We start from the raw sequence: 18,293 nt of genomic DNA, 5'->3' as shown, positions 1-18,293 counted from the left end.
GCAGTGAGCGGTGATGCGGCTTCGTCTTACTCAACACGCAGGCTAGAACCCATCCCACGAGCGATTATCGCGGGATGGCGCTTGTGGTGTCAAAGCACCGACCGATTCCCCCATGGTCGTGTTTGGCTGAAAGTGGCACGGCCCAGTTAGCAGTTACTAATGCGTTGAAAAATCCGTTCACTCTGACTGGTGGCGGTTGTATCCTCTTTGAGGTAATTCAACGCGAACGTTGGAGGCAGCCAAGGAAGTGCTGAAGACATTTCTCTTGCGGTGTCCTATTGCACGGACAAGAGGTGTCATGTTCTGTTTAGTGAAAGATTTTCAAAGTGATGGCTTGGGTAAACTCGTTGACCGTGATGGTTCGATAGGTGTCGTTGAGTATTTCGATTGTCCGACCAGCGCGATGCGACACCGGGTTCACGTGCCTCTATCCTCAATCAAGCAAAAGCGCTTGGGACGAAATACCCGAGTTTTTACGTACGACGAACTAGACGGTCAGTGGCGTATCGGGCGAGTAAGCGAGGACGACGGTGAAGGCGTCGAGATCCGCTTGGCTGACAAAGTCGACGTTTATCTTGGCTACGAGCAGGTCTTTGTTCGATGGAAGCGACCGGTCCAAGACCCGGTCAGTTTCCTTGGTAACTTTGTTACCGAAACGCCTCGCTTTGCTGATGCGCGGTCTGGCTTCCTAAAGAATTACCTTCATCAACGAGGCGCTGCTTTTGGCATTTCTGCGTTGCTGTCCTCTGCTATCGAATTGGAATCTCACCAGATTGATGTAGTGCGACGCGTTTTGACCGATCACTCCCAGCGTTATCTGCTTGCGGACGAGGTTGGCCTCGGTAAGACGATCGAGGCGGGAGTTATCATCCGCCAAGTTGTGCTCGATGATTTGTGTAAGCATCGAGTCCTCGTGCTAGTCCCGCATGCCTTGGTGACCCAATGGCGGGATGAGTTAATCGTTCGCTTTGGATTGCGCGATTTCATCGATGAATCGGTATTCGTGCTGCCCCAGGAAGATAACGAGGGTTTGCGCGACGTTCTGTCCAACCTATCTTTGCTTGTCATCGACGAAGCGCATCATTTGGCCGACCCTCACGCTGACGATGCAAAGCAAGACTTGTACCGTCTAATTAGCGATGTAGCGCAGAGTACTGACCGTTTGCTCCTGCTGTCGGCGACGCCGATTTTGCGTAACGAGGAAGGCTTTCTGCGCATGCTTCATCTGCTGGATCCGGTGGTTTACCAGCTCGATGATCTAGAGAACTTCCATGCCAAGATCATCAATCGACAGGCGCTCGCTGAGACGGTCGCTGCCCTAGATCCGAGCAATTTCTTTTTCATGGATGCTGCGCTCGATGATTTGACTGGGCGTATTCCGAACGACCTGCGTTTGGCGCAGTTGATTCAAGCGCTGAAGGAGAAGTTGTTCGAGTTGCCCGACGAGGATGACGCGGAATTTTGCATTGCTGTGCGGCACCTGCGAGCTCATATCTCCGAGACTTACCGCCTCAATCGCCGCATCCTGCGCAACCGCCGTAGCCAAGTAGAGGGTTTAACGCCCGACCGCAAAGGAGCGCAAGTCTGGACGGTTAAGGATTCAGCGATGAAACGTCTCGAATCAGTTGTAGAGGACTGGCGCGTTAGTGCCTCGCTGTCGATCGGCTCAGCGGATGCCGCTGTTGCGCAGGCGCTCGTGGCGTTCTACTGGACCGTGACTTGCGCTCTTTTGGAGGATCTAGGTGTCCTTCGCCAACTTTGCACGGAGCGCCAACGCAGTATAGAGAGCGACGCGTCTAAGTCTTTTATCGGAGAGGAGGTACTCCTCAGGACCGTTATCCGTGCGATTGAGGACGAGGAGTGGATGGAGACCCGCCTTGGCCGGTTGTATGTGGGGTTGCGAACGTTGCCGGAGTCGACCAAGGCGGTAGTTTTCTGCGCCAGCGAGAGTGTCGCCGACAAAGTCTTTGCTCACTTAAGGAGCAGCAACCTCGGCCTGATACGACACGATGTTGGCGAGGTTAGTGATGGGGTTAATGAGCATTGTTGGCGAGAATTTCTAACCAATCCCGCGATTCGGGTCATTGTCTGCGACCGAAAGGCAGAAGAGGGCATCAACCTGCAGGGGGGGGATAAGGTCGTGGTGCATTTTGACCTCCCCCCACAGCCAAATCGCATCGAACAGCGCATAGGGCGTGTTGACCGCTATGGCGCCGGCAGTTCGGTGCAGTCATACGTACTGCTCGATGAAGACGCGCCGCTCCAAGCGGCATGGTTCGGCATTCTCGACCAGGGATGGGGCGTTTTTAACCAGTCCATCTCGAGCCTGCAGTACCTGGTTGAGGCTGAACTAGATGTTTTGAGAGGGGCACTGATCCATGGCGGCGTAGAAGTACTTGACGCGTTGCGTGATCGTTTGGCGGGTTCCTCCGGCTTAGTGGCCCGCGAACTCAAACTGATTGATCAGCAAGACGCGCTGGACCAACTGTCGCCGCTGCCTGAAGCGGATCTAGACGGCTTGTTCGAAGTAGATGGGGATTGGAGGACCATCCGTGACACGATGATGTATTGGATCGAAGATACGCTTCTGTTCCGCAAGGAAGATGAACCGCGAACTCCTGGTGCCCATTCGGTGGACGATCCGTTCCGCTTTCACTACTACCCGCCGGATGGCAACAATCAGTCACCGACACTCATTCCCTCGTCTGGATTCATTAACGATTTTTTGGGCGCTATTGATTTTGAGGCACCAGGCAGTCGTGCCGCCCTACCGAAATCCTATCCGTATGCTGTACACCGTCCTACTGCCGTAAGGCGCAGAGTGAGCCCATTACGTTACGGGACAGCGTTTATCGAGGCTGTCATGTCATTTTCGGATTTAGACGACCGTGGCCGTAGTTATGTGATGTGGCGGCAAGTTTTCGACCATTTTTCGCCTTCAGAAATCCGACTTTGTTTCCGCTTCGACTTTGTGGTGGAGGCGTGTTTGGATGATGCCATCGCGGTTCTGACTGCCGATCATGGTCATTCGGGTGAAGCAGCACAGGCTGTACTGGCGAGACGCGGAGACTCCTTATTTAGCCCTGAGGTGGTGCAAGTCTGGGTAGACGAGGACGGAGATGAACTGCCGCAACATTTTACTGAGCGTTTTTTGATTGCTAAGTATGCAAAAAAGGGTGGTAAGGGATACATCGACAAGAATCTTGAGACACCTTACTTACGTGCTTTTCGGAGGGTGGCGCCGGATACTTTTGCCAACTGGGAGGAGCGCTGTGAGCGGATGCGTGGCCGCGCGCTGGCTATTGTGATGGAGAAGCCGGAATTAAAGGGGCGGCAGCACCGCGCGCTGGATCGGGCGGTGGCCGAAGACGAAATACGCTACGCCCAGTTGCAGACCCGTATCCAGTCCTTGCAAGGTCGGGAGGCGCAGGCCGAGGAACGCCAGCTTATGTTAGAACAGGAGCTTAACCGCGCTCTCCATCGGGGCATATTGTCCCCTTCGATAAAAGTCGACGTCGCCGGCGTGGTCTTCCTCTCTAGCGAACCTGTATCCCTTATTCAACGCTTCATACAGGAAGGCGCATGAGTTTCGGTTTCGATGAACTACAGACTGTCCTCGGGATTTGGCCAGTAGCCACTGATTGGTCGGAAAAGGCAGATGACAGCTTGCTGGAGCGGACTTTCCAGTTGTTGAGTGCAGCGCAAGCCCAGCCTAGCGACATAACATGGCATGCCGACCTGCAACCCTTGTTGCGACATGTTTTGCTCCGCGCCAGCGACGGCGCGGGCAAGAATATGAGGCTTCGTGTGCCTGCCGATCGGCGGTGGCCCGATCGGGCAAGTTGGGCTGCCCATGGCGTGGAAGCGATGGAGGCGGGACCCACTGCATATCTGCTAACAGCTCGAGAGTGGCATCCGGAGTGGCTTGGTAGCGGAGAACATGGCGTGTTCGCCGATACCTTTTCCGACAAGAAAGTACGTCGGATGGTGCATTGCGAGGTGGATCCCTTCATTCATGATGGAACCGGCTTTACGAACTATTCGTCCCCGGGTCAACGCGAGGCGGTGCGTGCCGCCTTTCTGATCCCAGAAGGCGATACCCTGATGGTCAATTTACCGACGGGCTCTGGAAAAAGCTTGGTCGGGCAGGCCCCCGCTTTAGTAAATAAAGAGGATGGCCATCTGACCATCTTCGTCGTGCCGACGGTCGCCCTTGCTCTCGACCAAGAGCGCGCTATGCAGCAACTGTTTCGAAGTAATGGTCCTTCCCGCCCCGACTGGCCGCTGGCTTGGTACGGCGGCTTATCGAAAGAAAAGCGTGCCGAGATTCGGCAGCGTCTGCGCAATGGCACCCAGCGAATCCTATTCACCTCACCAGAAGCGCTCACCACTTCGCTACTACGTGTTGTGTCGGATGCCACCACCGACGGCATGCTGCGGTACTTCGTGATTGATGAAGCTCACCTGGTCACCCAGTGGGGTGACGAGTTCCGTCCTTCCTTTCAGGCCTTGGCAGGTCTGCGCCACAGCCTGCTTCGGTTGGCGCCGCGTGGTTTTCGAACCTTGCTAATGAGTGCCACCTTCACGGATGAAACGGTAGAAACATTGGCGAGTCTATTTGGTCCCCCTGAACGGGTACAAATGGTATCGGCGGTGCACCTTCGCCCGGAACCGCAATATTGGTTCTACAAGGCTGCATCGACGTACGAAAAGCAAGAACGCGTGCTTGAGGCACTGCGAAATGCGCCGCGACCGTTCATTCTTTATGTCACTAAGCGAGAAGAAATCGCTTCTTGGAACACAGTGTTGCGTTCTCGCGGAGGCCTGCGCCGCCTAGCCACGTTTGACGGCGGGACGCCCGATCGCGAGCGGCAGCGAATCATTTTGGAGTGGGCAGCCAATCGCCTAGACGGCATTGTCGCCACGTCAGCTTTTGGCGTTGGCCTAGATAAAATTGATGTGCGCACGGTGATCCACGCGACGATTCCGGAAACTCTCGATCGCTTCTATCAAGAAGTGGGGCGCGGTGGCCGTGACGGCAAGTCGTCGGTCAGCCTGTTGGTATTCGACGATACCGACTGGGCTTTACCGGAGCGACTCGCAAAGCCCAAGATAATTTCCGATGAGCTTGGCTTCAGCCGCTGGAAGGCCATGTACCAGTCACGCCAGCCAACTACTGAAGAGGACTTGTGGGGCATCAATATCGACGCTGTGCGCGAAGGTTTACCGGGGGGAAGCGAACACAACGTTAACTGGAACATGCGAACCCTTATCCTGATGGCGCGTGCTGGCCTAATAACTCTCGAGCTAGAGGTCAATCGCGACGAGCAGGATACCGAGCCGGGCGAGGATGCTTCGTCAATGCTAGCGGCAATGGCAAACGTGCGCGTACGAATCCGAAACGACGGCCATCTTATTTCCAAAGTCTGGGAAGACGTGATCAGAGCCTCGCGAAACAAGACGCTAGAGGCGGCTGAGCGGAACTTGCAAATGATGCGGCAACTGCTGCCCCGGTCCAGCGGCCTGGACCAGCAGATCGGTCAAGAAGTCGGTGCCACGCTTACACAGTTGTACCGCATTCGGTCGTTGCGCTGGCCGGTTCAGGTAACGCAAGTTTGCGGCGGCTGTCCGGCGGATCGCTTCGACACTGAGGATCGCAGGCACTATGCCGAACCGGTTGTCGTGCCGGTCAGTCGTGTCCTATCGTCGTCCGCCGACGCCTGGCGGGAAAATTTTCCTTGGGTGGACCCCGCTTTTGCCTATGTCTTCTACGACGAGAGTCGACCCAGGGACGGCGTCCGACAAGCCATCCTGCAATTCGCTGGATGGCTGGTGCAGTCATGCTGCGTACGTGAGTTGGCAGCCCACCCTGAATCCCCACTGGTGTGCCTTCCTGAGTGGGCCCAGTTATATCAGTTCGCACGCGACCGGGTACTGCTACATCGGTCGGTTTTAGACTCCGAGCTGGAGCCTTACTCCCCGCTGGCCCGTTTGACGGTGCTGGAACCGGACTCCTCCCCTGAACTCATCATAGATACCCAGATGTTGCAGCGACCCTTCCATGTCGTGCTGTTGCCGCTCTGCATGCCGGATCCTGGTAATAGCTTGCGCCGTCTTGCCGACGTCACCCCGAATGCGCTGCATCTGGAAAAACTAATTCAAGTGATAACCCAATGAGTATTCTTAACCGTGAAAACGATGGTCTCCATCCGATACTCCTGACTCTGGCCAGAGTCGTAGCCCGAGACAAAGCCATTTCTCGCGATGATCTGATTAATGTCTGCGTCCCGCATTCCGGCATCGATAAGGAAAGCGGCAAAGAAACCGATAACGACAAACGCAAGGACCTGGCATCCCGAGCTCGTGCAACGCTGCTCCGTTGGGTCGCTCTCGGATTGTTCGCCGAAGACCGCGACCAAGTTCGTTTGGATATTGAATTGACACGAGGGGAGTCTGTTGACGCATTTACGGAGCGCCTTCCCGCCATTTGCCGCGGCCTTGCCTTGCGCCTGGAGTACGGGATGCCCTTGTGGCCCGCCAATGGCAGTATTTCGGAAGAGGAGGTTGGGCGCACGGCCGACCTGTGCCGCGGTTTGGCCTGGTGCCTGACTCAGGATATCTACGCGCTACCAAGCACGCATGGTGAAATCGAAAGTTTGATTACAACCCAGGTGCAAACAGGAAGATTCATCTTTCTGAACGACACACGTTGGGTTGGGCTCCGGTCTTGGGCGAGATTCCTTGGCTTTGCCACTGGCGACGACTCCAGCTTTTTCTTCGACCCGACGGTAGCGGTGCGCTCGGAATTAAAAGAGGTGATTCGAAAGGGCGAAACAGTGCCTGCCGCCGAGTTCGTGTCGCGCTTGGCCATACGTTTGCCGGTGTTGGATTCTGGCGTCTACCGTCTTGAAGTGGAACAGGTCCTGAGGACTGAGAGTTGGACAGCACCTGCTACCGGACACTTGTCGACTGCGCTGTCATTCGCTTTGCGGCGTTTGCAGAAGCAGGGAGTGATCGGCTTGGTGACTCTGGCTGATGCCAGTTCACGACTAACGCTCGTCGGGCAGGGGGGGCGGACATGGGAAAGCTTTACCCATATAAGCTTGTTGAGGGACGCATCATGAGTTTGCTGAGTTATTGGCCTACTGCTGACGAAATTAATGACTGCATCAAACACGAAGCTGAGGGTGCCCACGATGCCGTCTTGCTAGCTGTCCACAAACCCTCGCCACTAAGTTATAAACAGATTTCTTCGGGCACAAAGTTCGAAGCTAGCGAAGAAGATCTATTCAAGTACCTGATCACAAAGGATGTACCCTCCGGAGTCCATGTTGTTCCCATCACCGGGGCATCCGGTGTCGGCAAATCGCACATGGTGCGTATATTAACGGCTCGTCTGCAGAGCACGAATGAGGATGACCGGTATGTGATCATCCGCATCCCAAAGAGTGCCAGCCTGCGGAGAGTTGTGGAACTGATCCTGGAAAAGCTGCCGGGGGAGGAGTACGCGCCAGTCAAGGCCGAGTTTTCTAAGGCGTTCACAGAAGAACTCAACATTGAAACTGCAGTTATCAGATTCCAAAGAGAGCTAGAGATCGCTTTGGGCGAATTAACGAAAGGGTTAGAGGCTCGCGTTAGGGCTAATCCTCGAGATTCGGCATTGAAAGAGCAATGGGGCCATGCTGCTAATTTACCTAAGTTTATGGGTGATCCAGTACTTGTCGATTATTTTCGCGAAAAAGTATTTCCAAGGTTCGTGCAGCGAGCTATCTCTGGGCAGAATCAGGCTGAGCAGGAAGCCTACGTCAAGGATTTTGATGCAGGCGACTTCCAACTACCAGATGCCATGGATATCAGCAAGGCCGCTTCGCCCACGCACGCTTATTACACTCGGACATTGTTAGTTCGGGAAGGTGAAGGCATGCGTACAGCTACTCGCCTGCTCAACGAGAGCAAGGTTGTCGACCAAGCGATTCGCCAGGTATTCAATCTGCACCAATCCTTGGGTGGTATGACTTTACAAGAAGTCATCCAGGAGATTCGCCGCCTGTTACTTCAGCAACAGCGCGAACTGGTGATCTTTGTGGAAGACTTCAAGGCACTCACCGGTATCCAGGATATATTGCTAAAGGTGCTGATCCAGGAAGGTGTGCGCAACGGGGTTAGGGAGTTGGCGACGATGCGTTCTGTCATCGCAGTGACAGATGGCTATCTAGCTTCCGAGGACACAATCGCAACACGTGCGAAGCGTGAGTGGAAGGTGGAAAGCGAATTATCCAGCGAGCAGGAAGTCTTGCGCCGTACTAAGGCGCTGGTTGCTTCTTACTTGAATGCTGCGCGCTGGGGCTACCGTGAGTTAGTGCATCACTTCGAGATCAACGGTGGTGCGCGTGCCGGACAGGAATCCTGGATCGGGCCATATGCCGACCATGAAGATACCAGCGATGCCCCTGTGTTGGCTGCTTTTGGGAAAGAAGGCGAGATTCCGCTATTCCCATACACGGAGCAAGCCATTGAACAACTCGCGCGGTCTGTGCTCACCCGGAACAATGCCCTGGTCTTTACTCCGCGTTTCATTATTGACAATATTTTGCGTGGCTTGCTTTTGCCAGGCAGGCCAGCATTCGAACGTGGGCAATTTCCTCCACCAGACATCAATGTCCCTGGAACGAATGCGGAGGTCACGCAGTGGTTAGCTTCGCTTCCAGTTTCTGAAGAAGTGCGGGAGCGCTACCGGCGTGTCGTCGCGATCTGGGGCAATGCGCCTCGTACATCGGAGGAGATCGGCTACATTCCGAAGGAGGTATTCGATGCCTTCAAGTTGAATCGGCCGAACATCGAGTTCCGCAGTGCCGTTCAGAGTAAACAGAACGTTGATCTGATCCAACCACTTCCGGATTCGCAACAGCCAGATGACGAGTACTTGGTCCAGGCACTTGAGAAATGGGTGCAAAACAGTGAGAGGCTTTCCCAGGCAGTAGCTAATCAAATCCGTAAATCGATTGAATCTGCCCTCAACGAGAGAATTGATTGGTCGGCGGAGCGTTGTATCAAGACTCCAATTTCTTGGAAACAAATATCCATTCCGAATGCTGGCGGTGATGGCGGCATTGCTACCAACGCGATCGTAGTTGCGGTAGATGATACGGATCCCACTGGTCAGTTACGTGCAGAGCTAGCTGCCGTGACTCGTTTCTACCACCTGAATAACGGCAAGATGCAATACGCTGGTGTCGATGATGATCTATGTTGGATCGGCAACCTCTCTGACCGTCTAATGCCGAGTGCATTGGCTCTGGTACATGCCAGCATGCTTCAGAAGCTAGGCATGGCCGTGCGATTACTATCCACCAATAGCCGAATTCTTGGCCTCATCGACCGTGGGCGTACCCCTGCTAGTCTCGCTGCTTTCTTATTCGGTGCGCCAAACATCCCTCGGCGTCCGCTTGAGGAATCATCTACGGAGTTCAGCAATTGGCGCGCCTTGCAGGAGCAGGCATTACAGATACGTTCCAAGTTACAGGAACTCGTTACCGACTACTGTGGCAGTTTCCAAGGCACTACAGGGAAGATTCTCTATGCTGTCGATATGGTAAGGGTGGCCGATTGCTTGTTGCCTGAGAGCGAAGCTACTAACTTGGGCGTCTTTGAGTTTCTCCCCAGCGAGTTAAAGTCAGCATTGCCGATAATGTCAGAGACACGTGTGAGCCTTCTGGCGGGTAAGGTATCCCAAGGAGCGGGCAACATTCGTATCAAGCTGACGGAAGAGTTCGGCGACAACTTCGATAAGCAAGAAATTGCAGAGGGGCTTAGGGCGCTGGCAGATCAGTTGAAGGAATTCGCTAGCTGGAACGTGGACGACATCGGTATTAGTCATAATGCCTTCAAAACGTTGTGCGAGGAGTTTCGCGGTGGCGCACTGCGTGAGGCTCTGTCAATACTTGCGACCTCGGGAGAGGGGGACGAGGGGCCGAATGACGGAAAGTTAGTCACCCGCATGGGCCGCTTTGACGTGCATCCGCTCATCGTGGCGTCGCGGTTCGTAGACGCGTCGCGCAAGGTTGTGCGTGCATCTGAGAAAATCGCTAAGCGGTTTGAAGACCAATCCCAGGGAGTGGATCCACAAGCGCAGGCGAGTGAAATCCAGACCTTGTTCGAAGACCTCTTAAATGAAATGGATGCACTGGGAGTGGATGGAGAAACCGCATGCTCTTAATCGACGCACAGAGTGTCCGCGCTCGTTTGATACGTGCTGAAGCCGCCACAAGTAGTATTGAAGAAGCTGAGGCGTTGGCGGCAAAGCGAAATGAACTGAAGGAACTGGCAGGCCGGATTGTGACCTTGGCATGTCGTAATACCTTGTTCAGGGAGCAGAGTGTTCCGTTCTCGCCAATTCCAGACATTGAGAAGGCGAAACAATTGATCGGTCAGATCAATGCTCGTTTTTCCGAATCCCCCAAGGCTGCCACTCTGGTAGACAAGAAGGGCTGGAGCAAACTGATATCGACGCTTACCGAGTTTAACTCCTCAGTCGAGATGCTGCAGAAACAGGACTGGAAAGCCTACTTCAGCAGTAAGTTGTTTGGCGGAGTGCCTCCCGAGCAACGCAAGCAGACCATCTTGCAGGCGCTGCCTGAGAACCGAAAAGCCCTGGAGCTCTATACGAAGCTGTACCAGCGTTTCAGTCAATACCGCAATACCATTCCTGGTAACGTGGAAGCTCTGCGCGAGGTGCTTGGGTGTTCGAAGGATTTGGCAGATATTAAGTTTGTCGAGAACGACGACGTGCCACTACCTGTGAGAGCATTTTTTAACGCCACCTCCGTGGGGAGCGGAGCTAGCCTCGATTTTTTGATCCCAGAGGTCATTGAATGGCTGCGCACGAATAACATGCTGGCTAACTATGTAGTGCGGGCACGCTAATTGAACGGAGTCATCTTGGAAGCACGCGAACGTTTTCTTGCCTTGGTGCTGGATCGCATCGAAGAGCGTGAAGCAAGGTTGCTGGTCTGGGGCATCGTCGATGGTGTCTTCAGTCATGAAGAACTCAGCGAATTGCTCAATCCCCTGATCGACGAAGCCATCGACAATGGCATCGAGGACTTTTTCTCTGCTGAGGATGTCTTGGAGGAACTACGACGACGCAAATGGATTGCCGAGGTGCCCAGGAGTGGTGGCGCAATCGGTTACCGATCACGCATGGCGGAAACCGTGCGCTTACTGCAGCGCTTGCGGCAACTGTTCCCGAAACACTCAGGATCAAGTGGATGGCAGCAGGCCCCTAGCTTAGTTGCCGACTTTCGTTTTCTGCGTCGTCGTCGTCGTTATCCGGCGCGAGACATCTCCGTCGAGCAGGCGTTGACCATGATAGGTGAGGCAGCCTCAAGTCCGGCGCTGCTAGCGGCTGTAAAAGCGCTGCTAACGCCCCCCAATCGCACTGTCCGTCTGTCCGGCTTCCAGGTACGCGCTGCTCAGCGCATTTTGCGCGCGATCGAAATTGGGAAGGACTTGGCGACCATCGTTTGCGCGGGTACTGGCAGTGGTAAGACTCTCGCCTTTTACATACCGGCGCTAGCATCGATTTACCGCCATGTGCTTGTGGAAGGCAAGGCCGAGCGCTGGGTCAAGGCGGTCGCCTTGTATCCCCGCACCGAACTGCTTAAGGATCAGTTGCGCGAAGTCTTGCAGCGCACCCGTAGCCTTCAAGCCGGTTTACCGCAAAAGGATCAAGTGTTGATTCGCGTTGGTGCGCTCTATGGAGATACCCCGTTTTCCGCACATTTCTGTGAGTGGCCAAAAATAGGTAATGATCAGGTCTGTCCGACTCTTGCCTGTCTTGACTGTGGCGGCGAGTTGCGCTGGTTACACAAGGATCGTAAGGAGGGACGCGAACGTTTGGTGTGCGCTGTTTGTGAAGCAGTGTTGGACGGCACTGTGTTCCCGCTGACCCGGGAATCGCTCAAGAACTCCGTACCGGACATCCTGTTCACCACCACCGAGATGCTGAACCAGCGCCTCTCGGACAACTCTATGATGCATCTTTTCGGCGTTGGTCCCAGGGCGCTGCATGCGCCGGAACTGGTGTTGATGGATGAAGTGCATACTTACGAAGGTAAGCACGGTGCGCAAGTCGCATATCTGATGCGGCGCTGGCAACGGCTACTTGATCAATCGTTGCGCTTCGTCGGCTTGTCGGCGACGTTGCGGGAAGCTTCACAGTTCTTCGCGGCGCTAACAGGTTGTCGCACGAACCTTGTAGATGAAGTGTCACCGCGTACTGACGAGATCGAATCCGAAGGTGCCGAGTATATGGTTGCCCTGCGCGGCGATCCGGTCTCGCGCACGGCATTGCTGTCCACAACCATTCAGACCGCCATGGTGCTGCAGCGCTGCCTCGATCCAAAAGCCGCGCAGCCGGAACAGTCGGTCAGTCGAGGCGTCTTTGGCCAGCGCACCTTCGTCTTCACCGATAACCTAGATGTGATCAATCGTTTGTATTTCGACTTGCTCAGTGCTGAAGGACGCAATAGCTATGGCGACCCTGACATGCGCCATGCGCCTGACGGCGGTTTGGCAGTACTGCGCGAGGCCGGATCCTCTCTCTTGCGCTATGCCAACGGGCAAGACTGGCGCTTCTGCCAAGACTTGCATGAGGGCCTCAAGCACCGTTTAGTGATCAAGCGGGTTAGCTCCCAGGATCGTGGTGTTGACGCCAGCGCGGAAGTTATTGTTGCGACTGCCGTCCTAGAAGTGGGTTTCGACGATCCGGTCGTTGGTGCAGTGATTCAGCACAAGGCACCGCGCGGAATCGCGGGCTTCCTGCAGCGTAAGGGTCGCGGCGGCCGCACCCGCGGCATGCGGCCATGGACGGCGGTCGTGCTGTCTGATTATGGTCGCGATCGCGCTGCTTACCAGAATTACGACTTGCTGTTCGATCCGGAACTGCCTGTCCGTACCTTGCCCTTGGCGAACCGATACATCACCCGAATGCAAGCAGTGTATGCCACCATAGATTATCTGGCATTGCGACTGCAGGACGGTCCTGCAGGTAGCGTTTGGAGCGACCTAGCCGGTGGCGACAAGCTAAATGCGCAGCGTCGTCAGCGCCTAATACGTGAACTGCGTAGTGTTCTTGAAACCGAAGCGGGTAGCCGGCGTCTCTCCGACTATTTGCGCCGCGCGCTGCGCCTGTCTGACGAGGAATTGTCGGCAATACTTTGGGAGTACCCGCGACCGTTGTTGACAACTGTGCTGCCGACCGCGCTCCGGCGTCTAGCGAGCCACTGGAGTGCAGACGGTAACCCGCAGGAGGATTACAAAGCCTTCAACACTCCGTTACCGGACTTTATTCCGGGTTCTCTTTTCGCTGACCTCAATTTAGCGGAGGTCGCCATCGACCTGCCAGAGTCGCACTCGGCAAATCCTTCCAATGCATCTGTAATGTCAGTGTTCGCCGCACTGCGCGAGTTCGCGCCCGGTCGCGTCAGCCGGCGCTATGGAGTGCGCTATCGTACTGAGCGCCACTGGATCGCACCGTCGCCGGACTTACAAAGCGGATCTGGCATCTGTAGCGATGTCTTTGGCCTCGATGTCGATGCCATCGGTAAGCACGTGCTGCTAGGGGAGTATCTGGTACGCCGGGGCGGTAAAGCGGTAGCTCTGCCAGTTTACCGCCCGGTACGCTTGGCACCGCAATCCCCCCCGGCGGCAGTGAGAGACTCGTCGAATGCCTCCTTGGAATGGCATAGCCAAATCGTCGCCACCATCGAACCGGGCTGGCTGACGCCGCCCGCAGGCAGTCGGTGGGCAGAGATCGTCACCCGTATCGGCTTTTTTACTCACTCACGCCATGCTCCAGTAGAGATTCGACGCTTCGCGGTGGGCGCTTCGGCGGAGATTGGTGTTGGCGCGGAGAAGGTGCGGACCGACACGGTGTTTCAACGTGAGAACCAAGCGGTGGGTCTGGGAGCGCAATTTGCCGCCGACGGTATGGTGTTCCAGATCGATATCCCTCCCGATTTGCACCTACGCCAGATTCCGGGTGACGAAGCGAAGTGGCGCGCAGTACGCAGTGCTCGGTTCATTGACCTTGCTTGGCGCGGTGAGCGCTTGGCCATGATTGCAAGCCCCTTCATGCGCGAGTGGTTAGCACAGATTTACCTGTCTGCCATGACCTATGAAGCGATGCACCGACAGATCGGCTTGGCCGAGGCCGACGCCTCTATTCGACAGGGTCAGGCATCGATCTCGCTTCCAGATGTGCTGGGCCTGTTATTTCAGTCGCAAGTGGTCGAGGTGCAGGGCGGCGACGAGACGGTGGGCAGTCCAGAAAAGTTACGCCAGGAACTGGATGCCTGTCTGCGCGATCCCATCGTGATTGCGGAATTGCACGAGTTTGGCGCCATGCTTTGGGAGCCAATCGATTCCGGCTGGGAACCGTGGCTACGTGGGGTCTACCATTCCACGCTTGCTGCAGCACTTCTACGTTCGATTACCGACCTATGCCCGAGCATCGATCCGGAAGACCTGACGGTCGACTTAGAACGCGGCCCGGCACTCCCCGGCCAAGCCGTCGGCTTTGACTCAGAAACGGTGGAGGCTTGGTTTACCGAGCGCAGTCCGGGGGGCAACGGACTGATCGAGGAATTTATGCGGCGCTATGCGGAAGATCCGCGCCGCTTCTTCGCTACCGTACGCGCCAATCTGAGCATGGGCGAGTTCGAGTTGATCGACCATCAACTCAAACAAATGGTCACCCTGCTGGCTGAGGACAATGGTACCGGAGATTCGGAAAGCGCCGCACTGGCGCGCCAATTCCGTGCCGCCGCCAGCCAGGAAGAAATGACACAGTCCTTCCAACGCTTACGTCGGGAGTTGTTGCAGGAAGGTTTTTCCCCCTTCCACGGTTTTTTAGTGGCGCTTGGTAACCGTGTTCTGCGACCGGGATCGGGCGCGGCGACGGATCTCTACCTTTCCCGAGTGCTTGATCATTGGCAGAGTGAGGAGGCGCGTATCGGCATAGAGGTCGATCTGCGCGTTATGAGTTATTACCTAAGCCAATCGGACGATATCGATCGTATTGTGTCCGACATCGGCTCCCCTCCAGGCAACGACCGCGCGGCTTGGCGCATTGGCGCTATCTATGGCCTCTTATGGCCCCGCGGTCGGGCGATTCGCCAGTCCGCACTGAAGATAAGAAATCCCTTCATTGAATTGCCTTTGATCGAGCGCCTCTTAGTGGTGGAAACCATCGGCGACGACCGTGTCTGCATTTCGCTGCTGGACCGTGACTGGTTGCTGCGAACTGCCGAACAACTCAACGCCGGCCGCCAAGTTACGTTGACCTGCCCGGAAACCGAACGTGTTCGCCTAGCTTCCGCGCTCAATGCACTGGTAACCAATCCGGTCGAATCCGGCTACTTGCGCGCTTATGCCCGCCTACAGGGCATCCGCCAAACCCAATCAATGATCGAAGCTGATATTGAACTCGTCGAGGCAGTGCAATGAACACTCTCCATCGGCGCATTTTCAAGACGCAAACCACTGGCGTCACCACGATCCAGGAGTTATTGCAGACTATGTTCGTGGCCGAAGTGTTGCAACCCGGCCACGAGATTTGGATCGTTTCTCCTTGGATCAGTAATGTTGTCTTGATCGACAATCGGTCCGGTAGCTTTGATGCCCTCAATCCCGAATGGGGGAGGCGAGAGATCCGCCTCGCCGATGTCCTTGTGACTCTGATGAATTACGGTACAAAAGTGCATATCGTCACCCGTAACGAAGCCAGCAACGATGCTTTTCGTACCCGGATCGCCGATTTGACTCGTGAGCATAGTCTGGAAGATCAATTCGCGGTGCACATCCACGGCCAATTGCATACCAAGGGCATCCTGCTCACGCGTTGCCTGTTGATGGGTTCAATGAACCTGACCTACAACGGCATGATGATCAATGACGAATGGGTCGAGTTCTCCCTCGATCAGCACGATCTTGGTCGAACCCGCCTTGAATTCGCCCGCTACAGGGAGGCAGCATGATTGACGTTTTGCCCTCTCAGGAAAAGTCCTGGCTAGGGCGTTTTTTCTTTGGGCGCAATGCCCTGCACTTGGAAGCCATTGTCGGTGGTAGCGCGCCGGCGGCATGGCTGGAGCAGGTAAACCCGTGGATCGCAACTTTTGTTACTCAAGGCTACCAATCGCCTATTGTGCTGCCGGTATTCGATGCTGATGGGCCGTCTCATTGGTATGCAATGGCTAGCAATGAGGCATCGGCAGTTGCATTGGTGCAGGAGTTGACAGCTGTTGTCGGCCCAAGTTACAGCGATTTCCGTGGCCAACCACTGCAGGTCGATTCTGGCGACGAACTCGAGTGTGCCTTGCAGAAACGCTTTGGCCGTTTCGTATTCTGCTTGCGACCAGTGAATGCGGCAGCGCGCGGCGATGTTACACAATCCTTGCAGTTGTATCTTAGTTTGCTGCGCCGCCGCCCAGACATCCCTGACCGCACGCAACGGCCGTTCGGCAAGATCCGTGCTGAGTTTGATCGGGCGCTACTGGCCGGTAACGAGGCAGATGCTCAATATTTACGCCACGAATTGGTTGCCAGCGGCCGTATTGATGTTGAACAGCACAAGTATTTGGATATTCGCATGCTGGCCGGCCTCGGTCGCCAGTTTCAACTGGCGCACGATTACTCGCTGATCAAGTCTGTTCTAGGTCTGTCTTTACCTGCTCAGACCATCACCGACTTGGTCGAGGCGCTTTATGCAACTTATATCGCAGCCATCGAGGATGACCCGAATGTCGAAACCATCCTGACCGTTTTTCGAAATGACATCGTGCGTCACTTCGGCCCGCTGTTTAAGGAACGGAAAGGTGTTCGTCAACCTAATGTACTGAAGGCCTTCCTGCTTTATGAACTTGTGCAGGACGAACCGAATGTGGCGCGTTGCAGGGCCATTGCTGCCGCTTATCCGGCTCAAGCCGGGCCAGAACTGATCGAGTATTGGTCCAGCCGTTTGGAGCCTGCCCCGTCGTTGCGTTCCGATGTCTTTGAATTGGCACGTCAAGCCTTAGCCGATGACGACTATGAGTTGGCGCTGCAGTTGTCGTTTGAATCCTTCCCCAGCGCTTGGACGTACAGTGCCATGCTGCGTTGCGCAGTGGAACTAGAGGATATTGAAACCACTCGGCGGGTGCTCGAAGCGGTGGATAATGCACCCGAAGCCGCGCGTGCAACATGGACAAAACGTGATTTGAGCAGACTGCAGCAGTTACAGTCAGAGCCGTCAGAAGCGTCACAAGAACGTCCTGACACCGATTGGATGTCCTGGGTTCGCTATGTTGAAGCCGGGCGCTGTGAGCGTCCTCCACTGCAGATCCTGGAGGAGGCACTCACGCGTTGGAGTGCTGAGGCCTATGCTTCGGATCCAGAGGCCTGCCGTCAGTTGGCCGAGAAGATCGGCAACGCGAGCGGTGAGGCAGAATGTGTGTTTCGCGATGCCTTCGGCGTCCTGGTGGAGTTCTTTGTCGATCGCTTGGCACATCCAGTGCGTGGCTTCATACCGCTTTACACTATGCTAATCCGCATCGTTGCATGGAATGGGGTGGTCTCGGCCAATGAACTCGAATTGGTCTCTGCTCTCGTACAGGCGTTGGTCAGCCTTGGTCCCTCGAAGGACGACTACGCCGAAGCGCTCGATGCCTACTCTGAAATAATTACCGCGAACAGTACTCCCAGTAACATCGACTGGGCGCTGAATGCAGCTGAAATGCTGGCCCTGCATGGATCTCCAGACAGTGAATCGCGACTGCGGTTTTTTATGGCAGTCGTGGAGTTGGCGCGCACCCAGAATCATCGTCTCAAGCCGACTCAACATGCAATCCTGTCTCTACTGGCAAAGGATTACAGTTGTACCAACTTGCTGGAGTCCTTTTCCTTTCAGGAAGAGGGGCATGCGGAAACTGCGCATGCTGATTTCGACGGTTTAATCGGCATCTATACGCTGACTGAATCCGCCGGGCAGCGTGCGCGTCAATTTCTGCGAATGCTCTTGCCATTGGCACGGGTAGAGTTGAATGCCGACGTGGTAGCAACTGACAGGCTTAAGCATCTGGCGGTAACCGCCGATATCTTCGTTTTTGCTTGGAGAAGCAGTAAGCACCAGGCCTATTACGCGGCGAAGGAAGCACGCGGCGACCTGCAAACCCTGCTCCCCATGGGGAAGGGAAGTGCCAGCATTTTAAGTTGTGTGTTGACGGAACTCGAAAGGCTGGGGTGAAGCATTTAAGCAT

Annotated in this window: 8 protein-coding genes; all 8 read left to right on the top strand. The window is 55.3% G+C overall.

Features of this window, described 5'->3' with window-relative positions:
- Window positions 1–298: 298 nt before the first annotated feature.
- Genes dpdE through dpdD form a run of 8 tightly spaced genes read left to right on the top strand, consistent with a single transcriptional unit; the run spans window position 299 to window position 18,280 of the window.
- Complete coding sequence (dpdE, locus tag CFBP1590_RS14570) at window positions 299–3,586, top strand: protein DpdE (protein WP_088235350.1); 3,288 nt, start codon at window positions 299–301, stop codon at window positions 3,584–3,586.
- A complete protein-coding gene (gene dpdF, locus CFBP1590_RS14565; RefSeq protein WP_088235349.1) occupies window positions 3,583–6,177 on the top strand; it encodes a protein DpdF in 2,595 nt (864 codons plus the stop codon). Before dpdE ends, dpdF begins: the two co-directional genes overlap by 4 nt.
- Window positions 6,174–7,124: a protein DpdG gene (gene dpdG / locus CFBP1590_RS14560; protein ID WP_088235348.1), complete on the top strand. Its 951-nt coding sequence runs from the start codon at window positions 6,174–6,176 to the stop codon at window positions 7,122–7,124. Before dpdF ends, dpdG begins: the two co-directional genes overlap by 4 nt.
- Window positions 7,121–10,216, top strand: coding sequence for a protein DpdH (gene dpdH / locus CFBP1590_RS14555; RefSeq protein WP_088235347.1), 3,096 nt, complete (start codon window positions 7,121–7,123; stop codon window positions 10,214–10,216). Before dpdG ends, dpdH begins: the two co-directional genes overlap by 4 nt.
- Window positions 10,207–10,923, top strand: coding sequence for a protein DpdI (gene dpdI / locus CFBP1590_RS14550; protein WP_088235346.1), 717 nt, complete (start codon window positions 10,207–10,209; stop codon window positions 10,921–10,923). Before dpdH ends, dpdI begins: the two co-directional genes overlap by 10 nt.
- A 15-nt stretch (window positions 10,924–10,938) precedes the next feature.
- The gene (dpdJ, locus tag CFBP1590_RS14545; protein ID WP_197697507.1) at window positions 10,939–15,507 is read left to right on the top strand and encodes a protein DpdJ; all 4,569 of its coding nucleotides are present in this window, start codon (window positions 10,939–10,941) and stop codon (window positions 15,505–15,507) included.
- On the top strand, window positions 15,504–16,037 hold the full coding sequence (gene dpdK / locus CFBP1590_RS14540; protein ID WP_088235345.1) for a phospholipase D-like domain-containing protein DpdK: 534 nt from the start codon (window positions 15,504–15,506) through the stop codon (window positions 16,035–16,037). Before dpdJ ends, dpdK begins: the two co-directional genes overlap by 4 nt.
- Window positions 16,034–18,280, top strand: coding sequence for a protein DpdD (gene dpdD / locus CFBP1590_RS14535; protein ID WP_088235344.1), 2,247 nt, complete (start codon window positions 16,034–16,036; stop codon window positions 18,278–18,280). The genes dpdK and dpdD overlap by 4 nt, the downstream gene beginning before the upstream one ends.
- Window positions 18,281–18,293: the final 13 nt, after the last annotated feature.

This window comes from Pseudomonas viridiflava (assembly GCF_900184295.1).
GTDB classification, from domain to species: domain Bacteria; phylum Pseudomonadota; class Gammaproteobacteria; order Pseudomonadales; family Pseudomonadaceae; genus Aquipseudomonas; species Aquipseudomonas viridiflava.
This window is presented reverse-complemented; position numbering and strand designations above follow the sequence as displayed.

Excerpts from the sequence above, each read along its gene's own strand:
- dpdF (WP_088235349.1), top strand. The coding sequence starts at position 3,583 with ATGAGTTTCGGTTTCGATGAACTACAGACTGTCCTCGGGATTTGGCCA.
- dpdI (WP_088235346.1), top strand. The coding sequence starts at position 10,207 with ATGCTCTTAATCGACGCACAGAGTGTCCGCGCTCGTTTGATACGTGCT.
- dpdK (WP_088235345.1), top strand. The coding sequence starts at position 15,504 with ATGAACACTCTCCATCGGCGCATTTTCAAGACGCAAACCACTGGCGTC.
- dpdD (WP_088235344.1), top strand. The coding sequence starts at position 16,034 with ATGATTGACGTTTTGCCCTCTCAGGAAAAGTCCTGGCTAGGGCGTTTT.
- dpdE (WP_088235350.1), top strand. The coding sequence starts at position 299 with ATGTTCTGTTTAGTGAAAGATTTTCAAAGTGATGGCTTGGGTAAACTC.
- dpdH (WP_088235347.1), top strand. The coding sequence starts at position 7,121 with ATGAGTTTGCTGAGTTATTGGCCTACTGCTGACGAAATTAATGACTGC.
- dpdG (WP_088235348.1), top strand. The coding sequence starts at position 6,174 with ATGAGTATTCTTAACCGTGAAAACGATGGTCTCCATCCGATACTCCTG.